General features: G+C 57.0%; 14 protein-coding genes. 5 read left to right on the top strand and 9 right to left on the bottom strand.

Annotated features, from left to right (window positions below):
• Positions 1–3: 3 nt before the first annotated feature.
• The 8 genes from K0F88_RS19570 to K0F88_RS19605 form a co-directional block, all read right to left on the bottom strand.
• Positions 4–11,214 carry an LPD23 domain-containing protein gene (locus K0F88_RS19570; RefSeq protein ID WP_219096147.1) on the bottom strand — a complete coding sequence of 3,737 codons (11,211 nt, stop codon included), beginning with the start codon at positions 11,212–11,214 and terminating at the stop codon, positions 4–6.
• A 20-nt stretch (positions 11,215–11,234) separates the two neighbouring features.
• Positions 11,235–12,071: a hypothetical protein gene (locus K0F88_RS19575; protein WP_219096148.1), complete on the bottom strand. Its 837-nt coding sequence runs from the start codon at positions 12,069–12,071 to the stop codon at positions 11,235–11,237.
• 341 nt (positions 12,072–12,412) lie between these two features.
• On the bottom strand, positions 12,413–12,862 hold the full coding sequence (locus K0F88_RS19580) for a hypothetical protein (protein WP_219096149.1): 450 nt from the start codon (positions 12,860–12,862) through the stop codon (positions 12,413–12,415).
• Positions 12,863–12,906: 44 nt separating this feature from the next.
• Positions 12,907–13,191 (bottom strand): hypothetical protein, encoded by a 285-nt coding sequence (locus K0F88_RS19585; protein ID WP_219096150.1) that lies wholly within the window; start codon positions 13,189–13,191, stop codon positions 12,907–12,909.
• 19 nt (positions 13,192–13,210) lie between these two features.
• Positions 13,211–13,669, bottom strand: a complete 459-nt coding sequence (locus K0F88_RS19590; protein ID WP_219096151.1) for a hypothetical protein — start codon at positions 13,667–13,669, stop codon at positions 13,211–13,213.
• Positions 13,670–13,708: 39 nt separating this feature from the next.
• Positions 13,709–14,038, bottom strand: coding sequence for a hypothetical protein (locus K0F88_RS19595; RefSeq protein WP_219096152.1), 330 nt, complete (start codon positions 14,036–14,038; stop codon positions 13,709–13,711).
• Entirely contained in the window at positions 14,035–14,472 is a 438-nt protein-coding gene (locus tag K0F88_RS19600) for a hypothetical protein (RefSeq protein ID WP_219096153.1), read from the bottom strand. Before K0F88_RS19600 ends, K0F88_RS19595 begins: the two co-directional genes overlap by 4 nt.
• Positions 14,465–15,088 (bottom strand): hypothetical protein, encoded by a 624-nt coding sequence (locus K0F88_RS19605; RefSeq protein ID WP_219096154.1) that lies wholly within the window; start codon positions 15,086–15,088, stop codon positions 14,465–14,467. Before K0F88_RS19605 ends, K0F88_RS19600 begins: the two co-directional genes overlap by 8 nt.
• Before the next feature lie 433 nt (positions 15,089–15,521).
• On the opposite strand from K0F88_RS19605, the gene K0F88_RS19610 reads away from it, so the two are divergent.
• The 4 genes from K0F88_RS19610 to K0F88_RS19625 all read left to right on the top strand — a co-directional run bounded on the left by K0F88_RS19610 (position 15,522) and on the right by K0F88_RS19625 (position 18,838).
• Positions 15,522–16,082 (top strand): hypothetical protein, encoded by a 561-nt coding sequence (locus K0F88_RS19610; protein ID WP_219096155.1) that lies wholly within the window; start codon positions 15,522–15,524, stop codon positions 16,080–16,082.
• Positions 16,083–16,989: 907 nt separating this feature from the next.
• Positions 16,990–17,658: a hypothetical protein gene (locus K0F88_RS19615; RefSeq protein WP_219096156.1), complete on the top strand. Its 669-nt coding sequence runs from the start codon at positions 16,990–16,992 to the stop codon at positions 17,656–17,658.
• A 69-nt stretch (positions 17,659–17,727) separates the two neighbouring features.
• Positions 17,728–18,267, top strand: a complete 540-nt coding sequence (locus tag K0F88_RS19620) for a hypothetical protein (RefSeq protein WP_219096157.1) — start codon at positions 17,728–17,730, stop codon at positions 18,265–18,267.
• Between the two features lie 88 nt (positions 18,268–18,355).
• Positions 18,356–18,838 carry a hypothetical protein gene (locus tag K0F88_RS19625; RefSeq protein WP_219096158.1) on the top strand — a complete coding sequence of 161 codons (483 nt, stop codon included), beginning with the start codon at positions 18,356–18,358 and terminating at the stop codon, positions 18,836–18,838.
• Positions 18,839–19,083: 245 nt separating this feature from the next.
• Here K0F88_RS19625 and K0F88_RS19630 read toward each other — a convergent pair whose 3' ends face one another.
• Positions 19,084–20,220 carry a hypothetical protein gene (locus K0F88_RS19630; RefSeq protein ID WP_219096159.1) on the bottom strand — a complete coding sequence of 379 codons (1,137 nt, stop codon included), beginning with the start codon at positions 20,218–20,220 and terminating at the stop codon, positions 19,084–19,086.
• A 1,871-nt stretch (positions 20,221–22,091) separates the two neighbouring features.
• Here K0F88_RS19630 and K0F88_RS19635 point away from each other — a divergent pair.
• The gene (locus K0F88_RS19635; protein WP_219096160.1) at positions 22,092–22,454 is read left to right on the top strand and encodes a hypothetical protein; all 363 of its coding nucleotides are present in this window, start codon (positions 22,092–22,094) and stop codon (positions 22,452–22,454) included.
• The last annotated feature ends 153 nt before the right edge of the window (positions 22,455–22,607 follow it).

Below are 22,607 nucleotides of genomic sequence, written 5' to 3' on the forward strand. Positions count from 1 at the left end.
CGGTCAGGCGCTCATTCCCATCCTCACTTCATGCTTCACGTCCAATCGTTCTGCCTGTTCTGAGCCCGCTCGCGGAGTATCACCGTTCACCACGTTGAACACCTTCAGTGCGCCCTTGGTCCAACACACCGTTTCATTGTCTGAGTGAACGCCGGCAATGCCGACGCGGCTCAGCAGTTCGACGGCGCGGCGAACACCGTGCTGGCCAGCGAGTAATTCAACCGCAGCTGAACCAGGTAGCGCGTGCGAATGATCGAGTTGAATGAGCGGCGCCAGCTTTTGCACCTGCTGCTCCGTCATTGGTTCTTTCCACGACAGGTAATCGCGCGTGGTGACCATGAACGACAGGTCTTTTTTCAGCGAGCGAGCATCGGCGAGCAACGCCCTTGTCTGCTCAGTTGAACCTGAAGTTGAGCCGATTTGAAGATCCCTGTTGGCTTCCCTGGCCATCAGCAGCCGGATGTTGGCATCCGTGACTTCAAGCGCGCGGTTCTGGCTGGACTCGATGCTAATGCATGCACGACCAATCCCCCCGTCGATCAAAACACCGCCAAGATCGTTCAGTTGGACCGAATCGGTGCTCAGGCCTGATCGACTGCCCTTGTTGATCTGCATCTTTGCCTGTGGTTGATGATTGAACTCAGGTTGGAACAGCATCACCTCCCCTGCACTTTGCTGGGCGCCGAGAATTCCCATGGATGCCAGCACGCTTGACGCCCATTTACTTCCACCCAAATCGTTTGCCAACTCCTCGTAACACGCGCGGCCGGTGACTGCTGATGCTTCGAGCGCGCTGAAGGTTCCGCCATGTTCGCTCGCACTTTGCTCCGCGTTGTACCGGTTACCGGTTTGAAGTATTGCAATGCCATCTCTTTCCACTTGGTAAAACCCGTCAATGCCAAGGGTGCTGAGGGCTTGTTGAACCATCGTGCTTTGCTGATCAAGAGACTTGTTCCATTGCAGCAGGTCAGCGGCAACGACACCGCGTGTGGACTTGCAGCGGGTTGAGCAATCCATCGCCCATGCCAGTGCATTGCACATTTTGTCTTCCATCACCCGATGGTAGCTGGCCTGAGCTGAGTCGTACCGCCCTTCTCTGCGTGCGTTTTCAATGCTTTCGCGCAGGTTAGCCATGTGCGATACAAACACGTCTTCGACCCGGTTTTTCCCTATAAGCGCCTTTCTGTTTTGCTTCAAGAAATCCTTCAGGTTCTCTGGCGTGCCATGGTCTTTGCACTTATCGGCAATCCATGGAGCGGTGATACGTTCGCCATTCAACCAGTTGGCATAGAGTCGATCCGATGTCGCCAGGAACTGGTCCGCCGAGTCCATGGGCACGACATGGCCGTGGGGCTTGTTGAGGTTGGTGAGTGTGAACTGCCGACCCAAAGCGCGCTCGCCGGCGAACATGCGCGGCGGTAACTTTGGCACCGGTGACCAGACTACAGGGCCAGACAAATCGCGGTTCACTGGCGAGGCCGTCATTGACTGCCCAGCGCCAAGCAAGACGTAGCTGTTATTCCCAGCTCTGTTGCGATAAATCGCACCGTCGAACCCAGCCTGTTCCAGCCATTTTGCCCCGCGCGGGTTGCCGATGATGTCTTCAATGAAGAGCTGACCGTCTCGCGACAAGTCACCCATCAACATCGCCGATTTACGCTCGCCGAGCTTTTCGCGTAGGTCGGTCTGGCTGATGATCGGGCTGTTGGTGACGACAAATGGCGCTCGCATTGCCAGGTAGGCTGGCGTGATGCGGCCGTAGGCGTCGACAGAGGCAGTATCGGCGTCGCCAAACATTTGGAACGGTGCCCCATCGCTGCTCTGGGCAAAGACAAGTCGCGGCTCGCCGAACAGGTTTTTGCAATGGCTGTCTTCGAACCAATGATCAAAGCCGGCGTCGGTTGGAGCTGCAATTGGGGATACGGGGGGCAGGAGCGGGGTATTGTTTTGCTGCGGCTTCAAGATCTGCGCGTCCTTGTTGAACTCAAACACACTTCGAATGTTCTTGGCGTCGAACACCATCCATTCAGCTTTGCCGGCCACGGCGTCCTCCCCCGAGTAGCAAACGCTGTCATAACCCAGCGCCCGAGCATTACGCGCTTGGTGCCGGTCGTCCGTGTAGAGCGTGTTATTGCACTTGAGGTACACAGGCATGACCACTGGCGTGGGGATTGCCTCACCAAGGCCCATGGCTTGGGCTAAGTCCTTGATGTGATCCGGCATGTCGCTGTTGTGGTGCGTTGCGAAGAGATTAAAGTTCTCGTGATCTTGCGCGCAGGCGCTGCCTTCAACGTAGCTTGCCACCTCTCGAATGTCGTCCAAATCGAAGCCGCTCGCCGTGGCCAACTCGCGCAACTGGTTGAAGCCTTCGGGAGTCATCCCGTTCCACACGGCGTCACCCTGAAGCACAAAGTCCTTGAGCAGATCGGCAATAGGCTGAGATTGGGCGCTTTCGAGCGCAGTGAACACGTCGTGCTGGCGGAACATCTGGTTACGCGCAGCAACAGCGTAGGTGCTGGCCACCTCCGGCGACTCAGTGAAATGGAAAGCATCGCCTTGGTACTGGTTGTTCAAAATGGAGCGGTGACGCGCTGCATCAAAGCGGCTGAATGCAGCCAGGCTGCCATGGTAGAAAGTTTTCGGAGAGCCATTGGCTTGTGTTGTGTGGGACTCACCGAACCACTGCGCCAGAGAATCAGCCGGTTGTGGTTGCACGGCGGCTGTGTCTTTGGCTTCGCGGGCTCCCCAGAACGCGCTGGCGCTCTCTGAAATCGCAACGGCGCCACGAGTGAGTGTTTTGCCTGTAATGCGCTCCACGGCGTCATGGGCGGCGCTCGCGATGCCACGGCGGCGATGATCTGGAGCGACCATGGCTGCAACCTGAACAGATGAGTCAGGCCCCGGACCGTAGAGAAACGCTCCTATGACCGCCCCTTGCAACGTGACGGCATACAGCTCGCCGTCGCGGGTAGCGTTGACAATCTGGTGGGCAATACGGAACAGGTTGTAGGTGTCGCCTGTGTGGACCAGTTCCGCCCCATCTTGCAGGCTATCGTGCCAACGATGCGTTTTCAGTGCCCAGCCAAGCGAATGCTCGGCCCGATCAACGTAGCCTTGCGCTTCATCGTTGCTCGCGGCAACGTTGTAGATGAAACGTGTTGCCTTGACCAAGGCCGCGTCCACGTCAGTCGTCGCGCCAGGATAAACCCGGACACGTTCCTCGGTGTTCATCGCCAACCTTGCTTGGGTATTGCGTGCCTCGACCTCTCCCGCTTCGTGGAAGTACAAGTCATAGGGCGTCATGAGACTACGGCGAAACCACGCCACGTTGCTGTCCCAGTTCCCCTTTTCCTGCCACGTTTTAACGCGCTCAATTACCAGCGGCTCATAGCCGGACATCACAGCAAATGCTTCAGGCGAGCAACCCAAGTCCTTGGCACCAACTTCGATGTCAATGTACTGCTGCATTTGAGCCTTGAGGTACGGGCTAGAGTCTTGCGTCTCTTTCTCGAACGCCTCTACGGTGGCGCCGGATGCAAACCCCTCAATCTGCTGGATACCATGCTGTAGTTCGTGGGACAGGGCAGTCAGCAAAGTGCCGGCCGGCATCGTCCAGGGCGTGGCAACAAATACTTTGGATCGACTAAAGTTCTGCGGATGATGGGCAAAATAGCCATAGGTCAATTCATCGGGTTTGCGCTCGAACGCCTTGACCCGAAGTGACTGCAACTGTGGGTATGCCTCATACAGCGCAGGGTGATCGAGCACCATGCTCAGCGGCACACCATTGGAGCTGTTCAGGGCCTCTTCAGCCCAGTCCATGTAATTTGACGGATCTGTGGTGGTGACCTCAGGTTCGTCCTTCTCGTAGTCGTACCCACGAATGCGCGCCGCTGAGTCGTCGACTTCGAATCGCCATGCGCCCTCAGCTCCGTACATCCATCCGGTCTCTTGCCAGATTTGCTCGGGCGATAGCGACTCTTCGTGCATCTGCTGTGCGATTTGCAGGCGGGTTGGGTTGTGGTTGGCGGCCTTCACCCCGGCAAAGCTAAAGCGAATGTCAGGACTTGAGGTGAACAGCCCTGTGTTGCCAATCGCCGACTTTACTTGCGACGGCTCAAACACGCCGAAAGACAGGTGGTCCTGCTCGGTGTACTTCACGCTATCGAACCCGCACTCCTCGAACAGTTGGCGGATGGCCGCATTGCCGGCACCGCCAAACGAATAGGAATTGTTGAGCCAGAAGTCGTGGACGCGGTAGTACGGCCCGCTTTCTTCATTGCGCGCAGCGAGCCGCAACGTCTTTACCAGCCCGCCAATTTTCGGGATGTTCAGTTGCCGGCCAGCGGCTTCAGCCTGGCGCACCAGCTCATCACGGAAACTGCCGATTTCCAGCGTGGTCGATTCGAACTGGTCCGCATCGAACGGATGCTTCGCACTCAGGTACACGGGCATGATCAGGGCGCTTTTAGCATCCAGCTCATCTTCGCTGTACAGGGAAAAGTCTTGCCGCATTTCAGCGTATTGATCAGCGAGGATCGATCCCTTGAGCGCCGCGTCGGACATCGGCGCCGTCGCCGTCGCCGCCAATTGGACATCCTCGGTATGACCGTTTTGCACCGCGACTGCCGAGCGGGTATCGAACTGCTCAAAGAAGGTGGCCAAGGCCACTTCCTTGGATTGAATGCCCTCATCACTCAAGGGCCTCATCTGCGGGTTCAGCGCGGTGACTTGCCACGCGCCAACCTGTTTGGCTGAAGGTGTGATGGTGATGAATCCGAAGCCTACCGGTAAAATCATGCCCTTGAACGAGTCGTCGCTGGCCAGTTGCTCGGTCAACGCCTGAACGATGGTTTCGCGCTGCTCATATTCGTTGAACTGGTAGTCATCGTCCTTGGTGTAAAAGTCTGCCAGGGCGGCCATGTTGGCGTTGAGGTTGGCATTGCTGTACGAGAACCGGATCCGGCCGTTGGCCACGAGCAGTTCGGGTGCGGCAGCGTTGTGCGCGCGCAATTCGCTGGCCAACTGCACTTCGTCGTTGTGCCACAAGTACAGGGAGTCATCAGGTGCATCTTGTGTCAGGTGCGGCGGCGTGGCGAGTCGTTCAGCAGCGGTAAGCAGCATCCGCTCCTGAACATTGCGAGCCTCAGTCTCGCCGGCAAGCAGACGATACGCCAGTGCGCGACCTTCCCACGGCTCAAGCGGCCCCTTTAATGCGCTCAGGGCGTCGAACTTGGCCAGCCGTTCTTGATCAATCGGTTCAAGGAAGTGCTCGTAGGCCAAATTCCGCGCAACGTCCATCCCATGATCATAGAGACCATTACGACCTTCGCGCATGCGCTCGGCGGGGGGAATTTCGGCCAGTCGCGCCTCAACATAGGCGGAGTACTCCGGACTGTTCCTGACTTCATCGCTGCGAGCGCCGAAGGTTTCATTCAGTCGCTTCAGCACCGCCTCGTTGGAAGGCAGTGCCATATCCGTCGGCGAACCGCCCTGAGCAAACTGCTCATTGTCCTGAATCCAGTGCTGCACCTCGTGAATCAATGCCTTCATCTGGCCCGCGCTGAGGCTGGTCAGCCCTTCATCGCGTTCGGCGTACAACCACACGCCACCTTCGAATTTGTCAAACATGCCATTCGCGAGGTTTAGACCCGGATCGACAGTTACCTTCATGTACCGAAGGTGTGGGTACGCGTCAAACAGCTTCCAGTGATCGAGCACGTCCACCAGGCGGAAGGTTGCAGGGGATTTGTTCTGGCTGAACAAGCCCCAGGTTTGTCTGGCCCGCGCAGTGCTGTCATCAATCTCGAAACGCCACTTCTCATCAACACCCTGTAGCCAGCCAGTCTCTTGACGGATCTGCTCAGGATCTTCGCCTTGTTCACGACGCGACTTCGCCTCAGACAGAAGCGAGCGCGAGGCAGTGGCTGCCCCTTGGCCGGCAAAGGTGAAACGCACGTCGGCGCTTTCGCGGTCGAAGGAACCCACATTACTGATGGCGGACTTGATCTGCTCGGGATCAAAAGCAATGAAGCTATCTGCCTGTTGCCCAGGACTGTTTTCAACGACGTTCTTGTAAACGATACCGTCATAACCGCGCTGCTTGATCGCGCTGATCAAATCCTCGAAGTCTTCAAACTCATCCGCATCGGAGTCCCACGGCAACGCATTGACCACGTTGGCCAGCGTGCCCCAGTCCCCGACATCACGCAGGCGCAGCGGACGTTCAATTGACAGGTAGAACGCGTCGATATGGCTTCCCGCGCCGTATTTATGCGCGTCGACGTTGGCCTGATCGTACCGAGCTTTCAGACGCTCGTACTCCGCGACCTCATCAGGGGTTGGCCGATAGGCGAAGTCCCCGATGACCTCCCACAACTGCTTACCCTGCTGCGTCGCGTACTCAATAATGGCTTCGGGACTGGTCGTCGCGGCCTTCTTGTCCAGCTTGGCTTGGTAGGCGCTCACATCCAGCCAGAGCTTGGATGCGCGCTCATGCAGACGCAGATGCTCGGCATGGTTGAAGTGGGCGTCGGCTGTGTCTTCGAGACGGGTATTCGCCGCCTCCTTGTTACCGAAGTGAAAGCCCAGGTGCGCGCCGTCTCGATTGCTGAACACGGTAAATGGGTTGTGTGTGCCGTGGTAAACAACCAACGGCGCCCCGCTCTCATCGAGCACCTTGGATTCGCCGAACCACCGGTTAAATGTCGGCAGCGCAGTTTGCGGGACACGGCTGTCAGCTCTGAAGCGAATGTCGGCGCTGGCGCGGTCGTAGCTGCCCACGTTGCTGATCGCCGATTTGATTTGTGTTGGGCTGAAGGCGACGTACTGCGTCTGGTGGCCGCCGAGGTCCGCGTAGTTGTGCAGGATTACCCCGTCATAGCCTTGCCGCTCCAGCTCGCGAAAGGCGGCTTTCATGCGCGGGCCGCTGGCGCCCTCGGGGCACACCGTCTGGAAGAACGAGGTTCCATTGCGGCGGGCGGCGGCGTCGTCAAACACGAACGGATTTTGCAGGCTCAGGTACGCGGCTACAGTGTTAGGCCCTGATCCATCGGTTTGACGCGACTGAGCCTTGGCGTACATCTGCGCAATGCTTGGATCATCAGTCCAAAACGAATCGGGATTGAAGGTCGTTATGTCCGCACCGGTGCCGTGGTAAACAACCAGCGGCATGCCGGCCGCGTCGAGAACTTTGGATTGGCCAAACCAATTTTGAAACGTCGGTTGCTGGACAGGGGCGATGCTGTTCCCCATCTCAAAGCGAATGTCAGCGCTCGCCAGGTCAAAACTCCCGACGTTTGCCGTTGCCGACTTGATTTGAGCCGGGTCGAACACGATGACATTGATCCCGTCGAATTCATCGCCGCGCTCGCGCTTGATGATGACGGAATCGTAGGGGTTGCCTGCCAGTCGTGCAGCCTCAAGGGTGGCGGTGATCTGGTTGCGATTCAGGTCCGCTTCCATGGAGGCGGCCACTTGATCCGTGTAGATGATCAACGGCCTTTCAGCGCGCAGGTAAACCGGCATGACATTCCCGCCTACCATCGGCGGCTTGGAAAAGCGTGACGTCGGATTAAAGCCGGTGATCGCGTTGGTCACGCTATCCGCGTAGATGCTGGATTCCCTACGCGAATCAGTGAAGTGGAAGCCGAACGAATAGGGAAACCGCGAGTTGATCGCAGAGCTATCGAACGTCGAAAAATCTTGATTGGTCCCGTGGTACAGAACCAGAGGTGAACCGCCTGCATCAACCAGTTCGGACTGGCCAAACCAGCGCTTGAACGCCGGCAGTTCGGTTTGCTGAATGGCGCGGGCTGCATCAAAACGAATGTCGGCGCTGGCGCGGTCGAAACTACCGACGTTGGAAATGGCCGACTTCACTTGGCTGGGGTAGAACGTGACAAATTGCGGCAGGTCATCGCCCCATCCAGAGCCACCGCGCAGCATGTCGCCTGGCTTCGCCCAGACCATGCCGTCGTAGCCCTGCGCCTTCAGTTCTTCGAATCGTGCTGGGTTTGAGCGGATGGTTTCAATCTCGCTCTGATCAGCTGGTCGGTATGGGTTCTGAATATTCAGATATACCGGCATGACAACGGCGCTGTTGCGGATGTAGCTGTAATCAGTGCGGCTGGTGAAGTAGGTCGGACCTTCCTCAAAACGTGTGAAGTCGGCGCCGGTGCCGTGGTACGCGACGATGGGCTGGCCACGTCCATCCACGATCTTGGAGCCGTCGAACCAGTTCAGGAATTCTGGCTTGTCCGTCATGCCAAGTGGACGCGTTGCCGTATCGAAACGGATGTCGGCATTCGAACGATCGTACTGTCCGTTGTTGTCTGTAGCGGACTTGAGCTGTTCAGGTCTGAAGGTGACCACGTAATCAAAGTCGCCTTCCGCATCCAGGGTGGCGATGCCGTCGTAGCCGAGCCCGATCAGGCGCTCGGTGAACATTTCCGAGGTTTCATTTGGACGCTGCATCGCTTTTATTTCAGCGTGGGTGCCGTACAGCGGGTTGCTGATGCTGGCGTGAAGCGCCATCACGGTATCGCCATACTGCTGGGCGTCGCCGCTGCTGGTCGTTGTGTAGATGCCGGCGCCGAGGACGCCATAACGACTGATCTGGAAGGTACTAAAGTTCGCGTTTGTGCCGTGGTAGAGCCTCACCGGTTTACCGTCGTCCCCAATTATTTTGGATTCGGCAAACCATTCCCCAAATGGATCAACAGGCGCGGCCTCAGCGGCCGGCGCTGGCGCGGGTGTCGGTTGAGGTCGTAACTCGGCGGGTGTTGGCGCACTGGCCCAGAACATCCCTTTGGCGCGGGAGAAGTCCGTCGCGGTGCCGTGGTAAAGAACCATCGGTGAGCCGTCGTTGTGTTTGGCCACACTGCCCTTGTGCCAGCGCTCGAACGCCAGGCTATCGACTTGGCCATGTTCCTGCGCCAGCACTTGGCCCCACTGAGCTACGACGGAATCAAATTCGCCCTCATCAACGGCAAAGTGCGTGTGGCCGACTATCTGGGCGGCCTCTTCAATGGAGCGGAAACTCTCTGTGAGCGTGAGACCCAAGCCCCGCGAGTAATGCTCTGCCTGCCATTCGTTGTCGGCGACTTGCCGGATGATCGTCAAAACGGATGATTCAGGGCTGCCGGTTCCGCTGATCGCGGCAAAGAGCCCGGTACTTTCCAGATTGGCGGCGGCGCGGCCACGATTACTCAGGCGAAAGGTCAGCGTGGTGATTTCGCCGGCCGTGGCGCGGGTATCCGGGTCATGGCTGGTGGTTGCGTTGGCAACCGCTTCAGCCATGCTGGTGAGCGTGGCATACGCCTGCGGCGAGTTGAGGCTGGCCAGCGAATACAGGTAGGCCATTTGCAGATCGGCCGGCATGGTTTCGAGCACTTCAACCTGTGCGGCACTGGTCATGCCATGAAGGGCGCCGAGCAGCTGAGCGTCGAGTCGTGACTCCCACTGGTTGTGATCGAGCGAAGGCACCGTAGAACCGGCAACGTAGTAATCAACCGCTTCGCGGGCAAGCGTCGCGATGTCCTGCGGGTCCAGCTTGAAATTCTCCAGCTCGCCTTGGCGCTCCAAATCGCGCATGAGCGGTTGGCGGTACAACCAGGTGCGCAGATCGCGAATACACCGCTCACCCAGTGCATACCCCTGCTCACCGCCTTCACGGGCTTCCATGTCTTGAGCCGTGAGCTGGATTAGGTAAGCGAGATGTTCGCTCGAAAGGTTCGAAGGATGCGTTGACGCCGGCACAGTCATCGCGGCTTGCAGGGCGTAGGTATCGCCCTCTGCTAGCAGCTGATTGAAGCGGCTGACTATCCGGCCGTAGTCACGGCCCAGCATCTGGCTGAGTGCCGCGTGTTCACCAACTTCGTGCAGGAACGTCCCGCAGACGCGATCCGGTTCGATGTTGTCGCCGATCATGTACACGGTGTTTTCAAAGCAGAACGCCGACGGACCGTTGCCCATCCCACCGAGCATGATTTCATCGCGGAACTCGGACGGCAGTTCGTTGATGTGCGTGACCAGGTGCAACTTGCCAGACCGCTCAAGAGACTCGATGGCGGACTCGCCGTAGTAGCCAGAGAGCAGCGTTCGCATGCTTTGCGCGGTAGACCGTTCACGCGGTGCTGGTTCGCCAGTCCGGAACTTGATCGAATCCCCAGCCCTTGACGCTGGCGCGCTGGTGAGCACCGCGTCATAGGCATTGCGCCAAATGGCGAGCAGCTGCTCGACGGTCAACTGCGCCAGCACGTCATCGGCCGCGCGCATCGCGGGCACAATGAAATCGGCAACAGCAGCGTCATCCAGTTGCTCAACCAGGTACAGGTCAGTCAGCAGTTTTATGCCTTCGGCACTGTGCAAGCTGATACCGGTGCTGGCGCTGGCCAAGTCCAACCATTGCGACGTTGGCGCATGGCGGAATTTACGGCGAATGTCGTCGACGGCAGCGCCCAGGTACGCCGAAATACCAATGGTTTGCGCCAGCAGATGCTGGGGCATTGTCGCTGCGACAACCACGTCGGCGCGCGCGCGGAGTGCGAAAGTCTGCGCGTCACATGCAGACGACACGAGCAGCTGCTCGTAAGCGTCCCACTGCGCAACAGTCCATTCGTTGCTTGGGAACCAGAGGTCATCGAGCGTCGGCGCCGAGACAAGGTGCGTGCGCCCGGTAGAGTCGAAACGTTGGAACAGGGTGTAGCCCGACAGCTCATCACCAGTGATACGCGCCACGCCGGCCGGCGAAGCCAAATACGTTGCACCGTCAGCGGAAGGCGCCAACGGGTGGTCAGCCTTCATTGGAAGTTCGTGGCATGCCTCTTTCGTCCAGCGCGCCAGCTCAGCGTTTCCGGTGGATTGACTGCGACTGATCAACCAGCGCGCCAAGCGGCCGCGCTGTTCCTCAGGCTGCGACTCCAGAAGAAACTGCACACTGCCTTGATTCAGCACCTTGGCCAGATCGTCGGGATGCTGGCTGTGCAGTCCAGGAAAGGCGCGGCGCAGCGCACTGAGCGTGTTAAACGCTGGCGAGTCGGTGCCGGACGCGATGGCCCAGCCGTAACTGGCGAGTTGTTCAGCGGTATCCGCTGAAGCGGCCAGCGCCAGGCGCATCGACGTCAACGGGTGCTGAAAAACCAGCTCGCCGTTTTGGGCGTATCCAAGTGAAGAAGGCGCAAACGTATCGAACAGGCTCTGAAGACCGGGCATGCCCTGTCACTCCAATTGTGTCAGCCCATTCTGGGGCTACGGAAAAGTTGGGGGTCGGGCTCTGCGGGTGAAACCGACACCGAATAATTGCTGGCCACTTCTTCAGTGGATGCAGTGATCCGGGTTTGCGGTTGCTCGGGCACAGGAAGTTCTTTGACTTCCATTCCCAGGCTTTGACGCAGCAGATTGTCTTGCGACTGCTGGTCGGCGATGGCGCTCTGTACTTGTCGCAGAATGTGGTGCGCGCGGTCAGGGTTGATCGCGTCGAGGTCCAAAGCCATCAGCTCACCGCTCAGGCGATTGAGCACCTGATGCGCGTTGAGCAACTGCGGCTTGATGGTCCTATGGAAATTGGTCATGAATTCGGCTGCATTGAGCGTATGGCCGGATTCGTTGTGCGGGATGATGATGGGATTGGTGATTTCGCGCTTACGGGCGTACTGGAACGCTTCCATCATGTGCGCGCCAAGCTGGTACTCGGCGCGCTCGCCGACCCACTCCAAGGCATCGCTCACAGGGCCGGTGGCGGCATTACCGCTGATAATCATACCTGCACGGACCATATCCCAGCTCGAAGCGTCGGCGCCGAAGCTAATGGCCTCCTCACGCGAAATGCACATAGCCGACTCTGGCGCTTCAACGCGGATGGTTTCCAGCGAACTTTCGCTGATGAAGCGCTTGTCGATGCCATGGGTCAGAAAGTTGCGGATGTCCGTCGACTCGCGAAACAAGTACGCGGGTGCGTCTGGACTGATATCCGGATCCGAGGACCAGCGCAGGTCTGGTACATCGGAGGGACCGCTAACGATGACTGGTACACCCAGGCCATTGACTTGGAGGATTACTGGCTGGCGCATGTTCGGATTCCTATCAGTGACAATTCTGGCCGGCAGCGACCCCGACGGGCGCTGAGTGGTCATTCTGCTGGGGCGCTGAATATGCCTCAAATGCCTGTGACTGCATGATCATTTTTCGCTGCCCGTTGCTGGATCTACAGGTGCACCGCACCCAATGCACAACCCTCGGTTGTGTTCACGAAGCGCGACAGCACTTTCGGCCCCGTAGCAGCACAGGCATTTAGAACACTTAACGACGTCGCCTATCAGCGGACCGCCAGTAAATGCATCAACTTCCGGCTCAGAGACAGGCTTGAACTCAAACTTTCCAGCACCTTGCGTAGTGTCCATCGTCAACTCCGTTACCGGTCCACTACCGGAATCGGCCGGCTCCAAGGCGCTGCGAGGTGTTTGAGCACAAGCCACATGTTGTCGTCGGGAGCACCATCAGGCCGTCTGCGCCAGCACATCCAGTCGCGCTGACAAACACCATGAAACTCGCCACTTTCGCGGTAAATCGCCATGTACCCGTTCAGCCAGGCGCGGTGCCATTCTGTGCGGGCAAAGAGTCGGCGCCATTTACGCGGGATCAGCAGGCAATCAAGGCCAACGATATAAAAGCGCATACACATGGACGTGTTGGCATTGCCCGCCCACCACTCCAATCGTTCGGCGAGCGTCAGCTTGCGTGTTGGGAGCAACAACGCCGGCTGTAATTCGCCATAGTTATCGTCGAGTTCGAAGAACCCTTCGCTGTATCGGCTCTCACTCCATAAGCAGGAGCTACAAAATTTATCGTCCAACTTGCCCATAAAGTCGTTATTGCAGATCTGGCACGTTCGCATGGTCTACCTGCTCAATCCCGTTCAAGTTGCTGAAGTGAGACGACCTTGTTTCTTGCAGGGTCGGTATAACCACCACGAGCGGCAATTGCCTTCCTTGCGGCAGCAGCCTTTCTCTGCTGACCATCATCGCGATCAAACCAACCGGACAGCACCGCAATAACGAACTGCGCCGCCAGCAACAGCAGAACACCAATCCACGAATTCGAACCGGGTGGATTGCGCAGCAACACTATGCAGATCAGCGCGCTGAAGAGCAGGCAAAACAAAACCAAGATACCTCTGAACGCTACAGTCATGACGGGCTCCTATCCGCTCTCATTGGGTTTCATCTGCGCGAGTTGCGCTGCGCTGGGTACAGTCCTGTTGGATTTTGAAACTGGTCGTGAGCGTTACGTCATCTTGATCGGCAGCCCTCAGGTGCTGCTTACAGACAGTCACCACGCCATCCTTACTGAACGTGGTATCGGCGAGGCGGATCTGTGTACCGAAGGCGTACACGATTCGGTACTTCACGGTCGACGAAATATTCAGCTGATCCATTGAGGTGCTGGTGACTGTCAGCGCAACACCCTTGCCGTTCACATTGGTGCAGACATGGGCTACGCCCGGTGCGTCCCCGTAGAAGAACTCACCCGGTTCGTAGATCACGCCCCCATACAGGCACTGGCCGACCTTCAATTGATCAACGGTATTGAACGTCTCGACTTCTTCAGCCATTGCGCCAAGTGACAGCAGCAGCATCGAAGCGATCAGCGCAAGTTGGGGCGTTTTCATGTGGTACTCCCTTCCAATCAACAAGACTGGTCGATTGGGTTAGGCCATGGATGTGGATGCGTGCTGTAGCTGCACAGCTGGCATGAACGTCACCGGCGTTTGCAGCGACGACAGCAGCAGCTCGAACCACGCCTCGGACCCTTCCAGTGGCGGCTTTTCCAGCACCAGCATGCGAGTGAGCGGATACAGGCCCTCGGCCGAATAGAACGCGACCATTCCGTCGTGCTGAAGGTGCGCGCCCTTCACCAGGCCGTGCGTTTCGAAGATCCGCAACAGGCGCTGCTCGCTGATGTACGTCGGCAACATCCGTTGACGGAACTCACCATCTGGTTTGCTCTTGGCGCTGACTTCAACCAGATACTGATTCATAGCGCCCCCTGTGCCATCCGTGGGCTATGAGCGCGCAAACCGCTCAGATTTGGCGTAGGAGCGCGGTGTGGCGCAGCGGAACGCGGCGAACTGCCGAAGCTCTGGCGCAGTTCAAGGCCAAAGGTGTCGACGATCAACGGAATGCTTTGCGCCGTCGGTGCCTCACCATCGAGCGCGTATACGACCATGCCGTAACAGATCCGCGTGCCGCCTTGCTGCTGCGACATCAGATCCGGTAGGACATTGCCCGAGCCGATGGCCACCGCCTTGTTCAGGAACAGCGCAGACTGGACGAACTTGAGCTGGTAGCTGACCAGCAACGCCGTCAGCTCTTCTTGGGTCACGGCCTTCAACGCCATTTGACTCAGCTGCTCTTGCAGCTGGTCGCCGACGAAGGTGTACCGCGACACAGCCACTTCGAATTGCTCAACCATGGAAAGCCTCATTGATCTGCGGGCACTCACAGTGCTGGCGCTGAAATGTAATGAGCTGGCGTGCCAGCCCGTCGACGCTTGCAAACTCACTCATGTCGTTGAGCATTTGCGGTGTTGCGTAATCTCGCAGCCAGTTGCGCGCGTGCTGCACGCCGGACTGCGCACACGGTTCAATCACCAGGTCATCGAGCAGCTGAGCGAGGCCGTTGGCTTCGGCCAGGTTAATGACCAGTTGCAGGGCGTGGCGTTGGCGGCTGTAACCGATATCGAGGCCCAGCCGTGGCAACTGCTCCAGCGAGAACGCGATGCTGTGTCCACTGGCAGCGGTTAGCACCTCCTCAATCGCCTGCTTTTCAATCTCCGCCGCGTTGTGGCCACCGGCGAGCGTGAGGATCGAGGCGCGGTGAACGACCAGCTGCGCCAACTGGCGCGCGCTGGACAAAGCCTGCCCGCGAAACAGGCGCACGCCGCGAGCGTGGAAGGCGTTGAACGCGCCCACGGCCGCCAGCGCCACACAGCTTCCCCGTTCAAGGTTCGCCCAGGTCAACGCACCGGCCGCCGTCCGCACGGAACGCAGCGCATGCGCCTGCCCGTCGACGTCGACCGCCACACTCACTTGGCCAGCCCGCAAAGGCTGAAATTCAAACCCGCCACAAAACGCCAATCCAATCACCCTATATTTAGTCCATCCTCCCAAGCGAACCCCTAACATCAAGATCGCCCTGCCCCCTTCGGGGGCGACGCGGTGAACCCCACAAATCATTTGTGAACCCACCACCGCCCTGCTCTTCTCCCCTCCCGCCGCAGGCGGCCTTTGGACGCCCATCGAGCAACACCGGAGGAGTCGGCTGGGCTGCAAGCTGCCGCCAGCGCTTCTACGTCAACGCTTGAAAGCGCTTCTACGCCCTCGTGTAAAGCTTGTAGCGCTAACGTCCGAATGGGTCAGCGGACCTATCGGCGCTAACGTTAAAAGCAGATTCACGCCAGCATGCGCCATCATCGTACTATGATATTGTACGTTGCATAAGTGTGCTCACCTGGAATGATTTATGGCTAGCGAAAATCACGACGATGACGTTCAAGAAAATAATGCTCCGTTTACGACAGAGCACTTGCGCAATCTGGTGATCGATCACGTGATCGATAACCCGAAACTGTTCCTGATTGAAGGTCAAGGACAAGTGCTACAGCTGATGAATGTCCTTGAATCACTGGAAAAAATGGCGTTAAAAATCGCCACTGAAGCCATTGCCAACCGTCACAACCTTTCTCCGTTACCGACGTTCAACAGCATCATCAGCGCTGACCCAGAACAAGACGTGAACGATTCAACCCGCTATGAAATGCGCTACCGGATGGTCGAACAGATCAACGATGAGGCGCCGTTCAAAGATGACGTGATGACGCAAGCTGAAGCCGAAAAGGAATACGGCGCTGAATTTGTTCAAGCTTACTGGGGGCAACTCGGCGAGAAATGCCCTAACACCGTTCAAACAGGTGACCGCACCATCTGGTTCTCCGTGGTTCGCTACCCAATCATGGATCAATCCGCCACACAGCAAGTCAGCGATAACGAAGCACCACGTTACCGCGCACCCTCCCAGCGATAACCCATCAATGCGTACACGAAGCTTTTGCTTCTACGTCAACGCGAAATCAACCAGGTCAACGAGTCCTACGCCAGCGCACAACCTGCGCTGGCGTAAGAGCTTTTACACGTCACGGGAAAAACGCTTTTCAACGAAAGCGGTAAAAGCCGTTACACCGCTCACGTAGAAGCAAAAGCGCCACCCCCCCCCGCCCAGTCCGAAAGAATGCACACACCCACAAGGGCCTCCCCCTGCGGGGTTGCGCTCGGGCGCGCAATGCGCGGGTGACGCGGGCAAGCCCGCTGGGAAAAGCCACAGCGCACCTCCCAGGTGATGCGGCCTACGGCCGCCACGCCGCACCGGAGAGCGTGGCCAGGGATAAGCCCGCCCCGCAGGGGCGGCATTCAAGCTTGGCGAGGGCGGCGCAGGCTGGCCCAGGTGGGCCGGCAGAAGGTGTACAGGCAGCCCCCGGAGGGGGCGGGACGGCGGTGGATCTGCCCCTTAGGGTTAGGAGGATGGACTAGATTTATGTGGGGATCTGGCGGGTTTGCGCCGGTGGTGCGGTGTGACCAGGTAGCCCACGCAGTGGGCGGTGCGGCGGTGCGGCGGTGGTGGCCAAGGATCCATGGGAGGATGGACTATCTTTTACGGGGTGGATCATTGCTCCAGCCGTTGTCAATTCGGACCATTAAACCTGTCGCAGAAGATTAAAACCTGTTGCGACAGCGCGCTGTAGGCCAGGCCCTGGCAGCGCGTACATCAGCTGATGAGCCGATGGGTTGCGTAACTCTCGACAGCTCCTCATGGCTTGAGACTCGCCGGCACAGCGACGAACGGTAGCGCGGGCTACACCTATAGTTTGTGGTGGCTCACTCAATTAGGGCGTTAGCCTAAACGGGGATCAGTTCAATCTTGGAGTGCACACTCGATGGAAGACCATGAATGGCAACTCGCTGCTCGACGCTCAGAATTGCCAATCGCGCTACATTTCTTGGTATGCCCGCATTCGCCATACGGTGGTGCTCTGCTCAACAATGCTGGCGAGCCAGAGCTGACCGACTACAGCAAGGTTGACTGGAAAGGGCTTGCTCGTGCTGCTCGCGCAGCGATAGAGCAGGATGTGCCTAAGAACATGGGGCTATTCATCGGCAATGATGCCGTTGATGTGATGGATGTTCTGCACGTTTCGACAGATACAGGCATGGCGTTTAGAAATGAGCCGACATTTGAGTACCGCGTCAAATCAACCCTTTCGCAATTGTCCATGACGGACATGAGAGCGGGGCTCACGATGGTTTCACACGTTACTCCAGGGCTTCACATCAACACCCCAATGGACGGAAAGCGACCTCCCCTCGGATCGTTGATCCTGTCACTCAAATTCATGCGCGCCACCCAGGTCATCGACTACCTTACCGACGCAACCGTCACCCTGTTTGGTGCTCCTGCCATGGTGGCGACTTTTGAGGGCTTCAAGCCTGTTCCAACTGTTGGGAAAATGCCGACGTTCCTCACTGAATGGCTAAACTCACAATTCGGCGTTGAATATGGCGACGACTGCACAGTATTTGCTATCGAGCGCACCTTTTCGGTCTGATCCGCTACCTAATAAGTGGCTCAGCAATCCCCATCGTCTGGAGCGGACTTCTAGATAAGGAGAACCAAGATGGATCTGGCAGAAGCTGAAAGACTGGATGGCGGCCTTCGTATGATGGCTGAATACCCGCAGCATGTAGCAAGATTTATTCGGGTGCTGAGTAAAGCAGGGGTCAGCACGACAGAAACTGAGGTGGCCAAGCTCTGGTGGGAGTTTTCGATGTGGTGGGCTGCTGAATGGCTTTATCCTCCGCGCTCTGACAAAGAGCTTTTACATATCCTGCTTCGTGGCCTAAGAAGACTGCCAAGGTCGGAGCGGGATTGGGATCTAAAATGTCTTCACGATTACGATGTGCCACTGGGCAATTGCTCTGCTTTCCCTGTCCGCTGGGACGTCACGCCTGACGAGTTTGACCTTGCTGTCTCACGGCTTCTTCCTTGCCATCAACTGGATCGGCGGAAAGCTTGCACATTCATTGCCCAACGTCACTTCGTCAGTAGGATTGAGCAATGTCCAGAGAACAAATCTGACCTTGCAAAAGTTTGTCTCGTGGCTTCAGCATACTTCTACCCTGTAGGCCGTGTCGGTCCAGATGGATACCCTAGGTAATGCGGGCTAGTAGCAGCGAATAACAGGGCTGGTGCGAAGATTCTGACGTGGCTGTTACCTACCCTTGAGATGATCCAGGGAATACCGCATGCCTGCCCTAAGCCTACGTTTACCATTCGTCTTCGACGATGGCGGTCGAGCCGCTGCGGGCTTTCGCGGTAAGGCCGATGATTGTGTTGCGCGCGCAGTGGCGATAGCTGCCGACCTACCCTATGCCGAGGTTTATGCAGCTATCGCAAAAGGTGTTGGTGCGGAGCGCGGCAGTATGGGCGCAACAGCGCGGCGCGGAGTGCATACCCGGCGTAAGTGGTTCCGAGATTTCATGTTAGAGCTTGGGTTTACTTGGGTGCCAACGATGTACGTCGGAAAGGGATGTACTACACACCTTTCGCACGGTGAATTACCGATGGGAAGGTTGGTCGTGAAGCTCAGCAAACATACAACTGCTGTGGTCGATGGGGTGATCCACGACACTTTCGATCCATCGCGCGAAAGTGAGGTAGTTGATGCTGATGGGAGCGTCCAGATCGCTCGCCGCTGTGTTTATGGTTACTGGGTGATGAACAGGTGATTGTCGATCTACTTCGCGCCGATGGCCTGTTCGACGTTTTGGAGCGCTGACCCCGTCGCAGTTCGCCCTTGGTCTGAATGATCTTTTACCTTGGCAGGGGATCATGGGACTTTACGCCATCACGCATTTACGCCTTCCGGCCAATGCCGCTTAATCACGGGCCAACGCGATGAATCACAAGCAGCCAGAAGGCTGCTGCTGATAGTGCAGAATGGCGGTTGATCGGGACAGCGACACAACTATGCTCAAAAGTTTGGCAGGTTCAGCTGTCGCTGCTGGCGCTCACTCCGAGGTAGCCCAAGAGATTGCTCGGTAACTGTTACCCGAGTGGACGCGGCCTTCACGTTCTTAATCCACTCCCGCCCAGGATACATCGTGATTTCAAAGTCAATTGGACTCGGACGGCCACGAGGGCGGCGTACAGGAAATATTTGCTCAACGTCGAAATACTCCAGCAACCCGTGGAGTTTCATCTTGTCCAGATCCTTCAGCAACGCAGCCATGCTCCCAGCGATTCGTGTGTGATTAAGGCCTGCTGTGAGCCGCTTCATTTCCGACAATCTGAATGAAAATGGAGTGGCGGTCGAAATGTTCGGGACAATGTAGTGCATGTACCTGATCAGGTACGCGCCTGGCGGCGTGTAATCTTTCGTGATTCCCATGGGGAACTGTCGGTAGGTGACGTTGAGGATCGCGTGAGCGATCAACGGATGCAGCTTTACGCGCCACACATCATCGCCATTCGAAACCTCAAGCTCATCCTTGTTGCGTTCAAACCCCGGCAAGATTGGGTCGCGGTTATCCTTGAGTAGGTTCTCGCCCGAACCAATTGTCATGATGCTGCTGGACAAGACTTCCAGTGCTTCGCGAATCTGCGTGTTGCTAAGAGTGCTACCCATAAATTTCAGGGTGCGCGCCAGCCCGCTAATGGAAAACTTCACGTAGTAGGCGACTTCCCCTTTCACCGAATGTGTCTCGGCTTGCAGGCAGGCATGGTGAATAATTGCTTGCTCGACTGCTTGCTCTCTCACACCAGGGAAACGGCGTTTTGGCTGCGAATTCTTTCTGTTCGGATAGTAAGTGCCAGGGAACAGGGTAACTCGTGCATCTTGGTCCCCAATGGTGAAATCAATGACGTGATCGTTTGGAACGAGCCCGTCTTTGTTGTTTAGGTGCTCTCCGCTGTACTTCGGGATTTGCTCCCACAGAGCAATAACGTTGCCTAAGCCATTGCGCTCAAGCTCGCTATTGCACAGGAAGCCTTGAAACAATCGCAGGGCTTCAGCTGGGCGGTTTGCTGGTGGGGTTGGCTTAGGTGTGAAAGCGCCATCTTGACCAAAGAGCTTGATCTTCTCTTCAGCTGCGAGGGAGGGATTCGACATCCGAATATACCTTTTGGGGGTGTATGCCAGAAAACATTGAGATGAACATTAGTCGCCTGCACAGCTGGCTAGCAACTGGGGCAGGAGATAAAACAGCGTTTAACCAAGAGATAAACCAACGTTTATTCCGTGTTTTGTGCCAAGAGATAAAACAGCGGATATTCACAGAGCCTTGCCTGTAGGGCCACGCAGGGCGTTTGCAAGGATTAATGATTTTTTCGACCTAAATCCATTTTCATGGTCTCAGAGCTGATTTTGACCTATGCACTCACCGAGTTGAGGGCATTTGGTCGGCAAAGCCGATATTCCCTAAGCTGTTTTGGGTGCGTCCGCGCTGAGTGTCACCCAGGCCAAGTGGTGACCAGTAGCTCGGTAGTAGAGTGGATATACAAGATTACAAGGAGAAGGGAAAAAGCAAAGAAGGGAATCGGCCGTAAACCCCAGCCCCATTGAGTTTTACCAGCATTAAGCGAGCCATAATCTCTTGGGTTTACGGCGTTTTATCTCTTGGTTTTCAGCTGATTTGTCTCTTTTGAGCGGTGAATTTAAGCAGTTTTATCTCTTGGCTTTGAGCCGTGGCGCTCGGTATTTTTACACCGCGCCTGGAATAAACGTTCTTTTATCTCTTGGGCTGATTATATTTTCGCGCCTTTTATCTCTTGGTCAGCGGCATCTAACTCTGGATAAGTGGGTAGCAACTGTTTGATTTATGATCAATTTTGAATATAGAGCCTTCTGTCTCTCGGTTTTAGGTGGTTTCATCTCTTGCCCTTGAGGCTCCCGTTCGAGCTGCCTCCCCGGCTGCATCGTGAATATCGAGTGTTCTATCTCTTGGCCTCTGTCGGCAGTTCTTGGGGCACCAGGTGCGGTGGCCATGTGAATATCGCGTGATCTATCTCTTGGGTTGAATCGCCTCCCTCCCCTCCCCGTAGCCCCGTAGCCGCTGGTGCTTTGCTGAATATCGCGTGTTTTATCTCTTGGCATTACGCGGCCCGTCTACTGCCCTGCGGGGCTTAGATGCACAAGCCTAACCCGATTATCGCGTGATTTATCTCTTGGGGCTGATTGGATCGTTCCCTCGCGGAGTCCTTGCTGCGCGGGGCTTTGACGAATATCGCGCGTTTTTTCTCTTGGCTATACGCGAGTTGGTCTCCTGCTATGCAGGGGCAGCAGCGCTGGTGCCTGCGCTGAATATCGAGTGTTTTATCTCTTGGGGTTGAGCGGGTAACTCCGCCGCAGAGACCTTGCTGCGCGGGGCTTTGCCGAATTTCGCGTGTTTTATCTCTTGGCTATACGCGAGTTGGTCTCCCGCTATGCGATGGGGAGTGCGTCGAATTTCGAGTCTTTTATCTCTTGGGTTGAGTGGTTTCTCCGTCGCGAGGGCCTTACTGCGCGGGGCATTGCCGAATATCGCGTGCTTTGTCTCTTGGCTTTACACGGGCGCTCTGCTGCCCCTTGCGACGTAGATGGCCAGGCTTGAGCCGAATATCACGTGATTTATCTCTTGGGGTCCAGCGGGTCGCTCCCTCGCGTGGCCCTTGCTGCGCGGGCCTTTCCTGATTATCGCGTGTTTTATCTCTTGGGCGTTTCAGCGCCAATATCTCGTGTAGAGCCCGCAGCGGCGGGCACTTAAGTGAATATCGCTTGGTTTATCTCTTGGGTTTGAGCTGCTTGGTCTCCTGCTTTGCAGGGCAGCTGCGCTGGGGGATATGGCGAATATCCCGTGATTTGTCTCTGGGTTGCGCGCCCTGCTCTCGTGCAGGCCACATTTGCTGGGGCTTTGCCGATTATCCTGTGTTTTATCTCTTGGGTTTGAGCGGCGTGGTCATCTGCTGTACAGGGCCCGCCGCGCTGGGGGAAGCGAATATCGGGTGATCTATCTCTTGGCCTTTAGCGCGTCGTTCCCTTTCAGAACCGTTGCTGCGCGGGGCATTGCCGAATATCGCATGATCTATCTCTTTGCCATTTGCAGTGTGATTTCCAGCCTTGCTAGGGCAGCGGCGCACGGCCGCAGCGAATATCGCCTCATCCGTCTCTTGGGGGAGTTGAACGGATTTAACTCTGAAAGCGGCAGGCGCTGGAGCTTGCCGAATATCGCGAGGTTTATCTCTTGGGCAAATAAGCGTGGATCGCCAGCAGTGCCACGGAAGCGCGGGGCAATGCAGGAATATCGCGTTGTTTATCTCTTGGATGGGCGCGGCTTGAGGAAAGTCGCGGCTGCTAATTTTCCGTGACCTTTGGGCTCGCAATCCTACGAGGGCTCCACGGAACACTAAACTTGAAATCCGCCCTTCAATATTCGCGATTCGTGGGAGTGGATCATGAGTGACGCCTTCAACTATCCATCGCTCCAGGTCACGCTTGGGGTGATGACACTGCACTAGGGG

Origin of the sequence: Pseudomonas sp. UMAB-40 (assembly GCF_900095275.1) — a bacterium.
Classification (GTDB): Bacteria; Pseudomonadota; Gammaproteobacteria; order Pseudomonadales; family Pseudomonadaceae; genus Aquipseudomonas; species Aquipseudomonas mandelii_B.

Bases quoted from the DNA above. Each gene is read 5' to 3' on its own strand.
- K0F88_RS19585 (WP_219096150.1), bottom strand. From the start codon at position 13,191: ATGACTGTAGCGTTCAGAGGTATCTTGGTTTTGTTTTGCCTGCTCTTC.
- K0F88_RS19575 (WP_219096148.1), bottom strand. From the start codon at position 12,071: ATGCGCCAGCCAGTAATCCTCCAAGTCAATGGCCTGGGTGTACCAGTC.
- K0F88_RS19610 (WP_219096155.1), top strand. From the start codon at position 15,522: ATGGCTAGCGAAAATCACGACGATGACGTTCAAGAAAATAATGCTCCG.
- K0F88_RS19625 (WP_219096158.1), top strand. From the start codon at position 18,356: ATGCCTGCCCTAAGCCTACGTTTACCATTCGTCTTCGACGATGGCGGT.
- K0F88_RS19600 (WP_219096153.1), bottom strand. From the start codon at position 14,472: ATGGTTGAGCAATTCGAAGTGGCTGTGTCGCGGTACACCTTCGTCGGC.
- K0F88_RS19595 (WP_219096152.1), bottom strand. From the start codon at position 14,038: ATGAATCAGTATCTGGTTGAAGTCAGCGCCAAGAGCAAACCAGATGGT.
- K0F88_RS19570 (WP_219096147.1), bottom strand. From the start codon at position 11,214: ATGCCCGGTCTTCAGAGCCTGTTCGATACGTTTGCGCCTTCTTCACTT.
- K0F88_RS19615 (WP_219096156.1), top strand. From the start codon at position 16,990: ATGGAAGACCATGAATGGCAACTCGCTGCTCGACGCTCAGAATTGCCA.
- K0F88_RS19620 (WP_219096157.1), top strand. From the start codon at position 17,728: ATGGATCTGGCAGAAGCTGAAAGACTGGATGGCGGCCTTCGTATGATG.
- K0F88_RS19590 (WP_219096151.1), bottom strand. From the start codon at position 13,669: ATGAAAACGCCCCAACTTGCGCTGATCGCTTCGATGCTGCTGCTGTCA.
- K0F88_RS19630 (WP_219096159.1), bottom strand. From the start codon at position 20,220: ATGTCGAATCCCTCCCTCGCAGCTGAAGAGAAGATCAAGCTCTTTGGT.
- K0F88_RS19580 (WP_219096149.1), bottom strand. From the start codon at position 12,862: ATGGGCAAGTTGGACGATAAATTTTGTAGCTCCTGCTTATGGAGTGAG.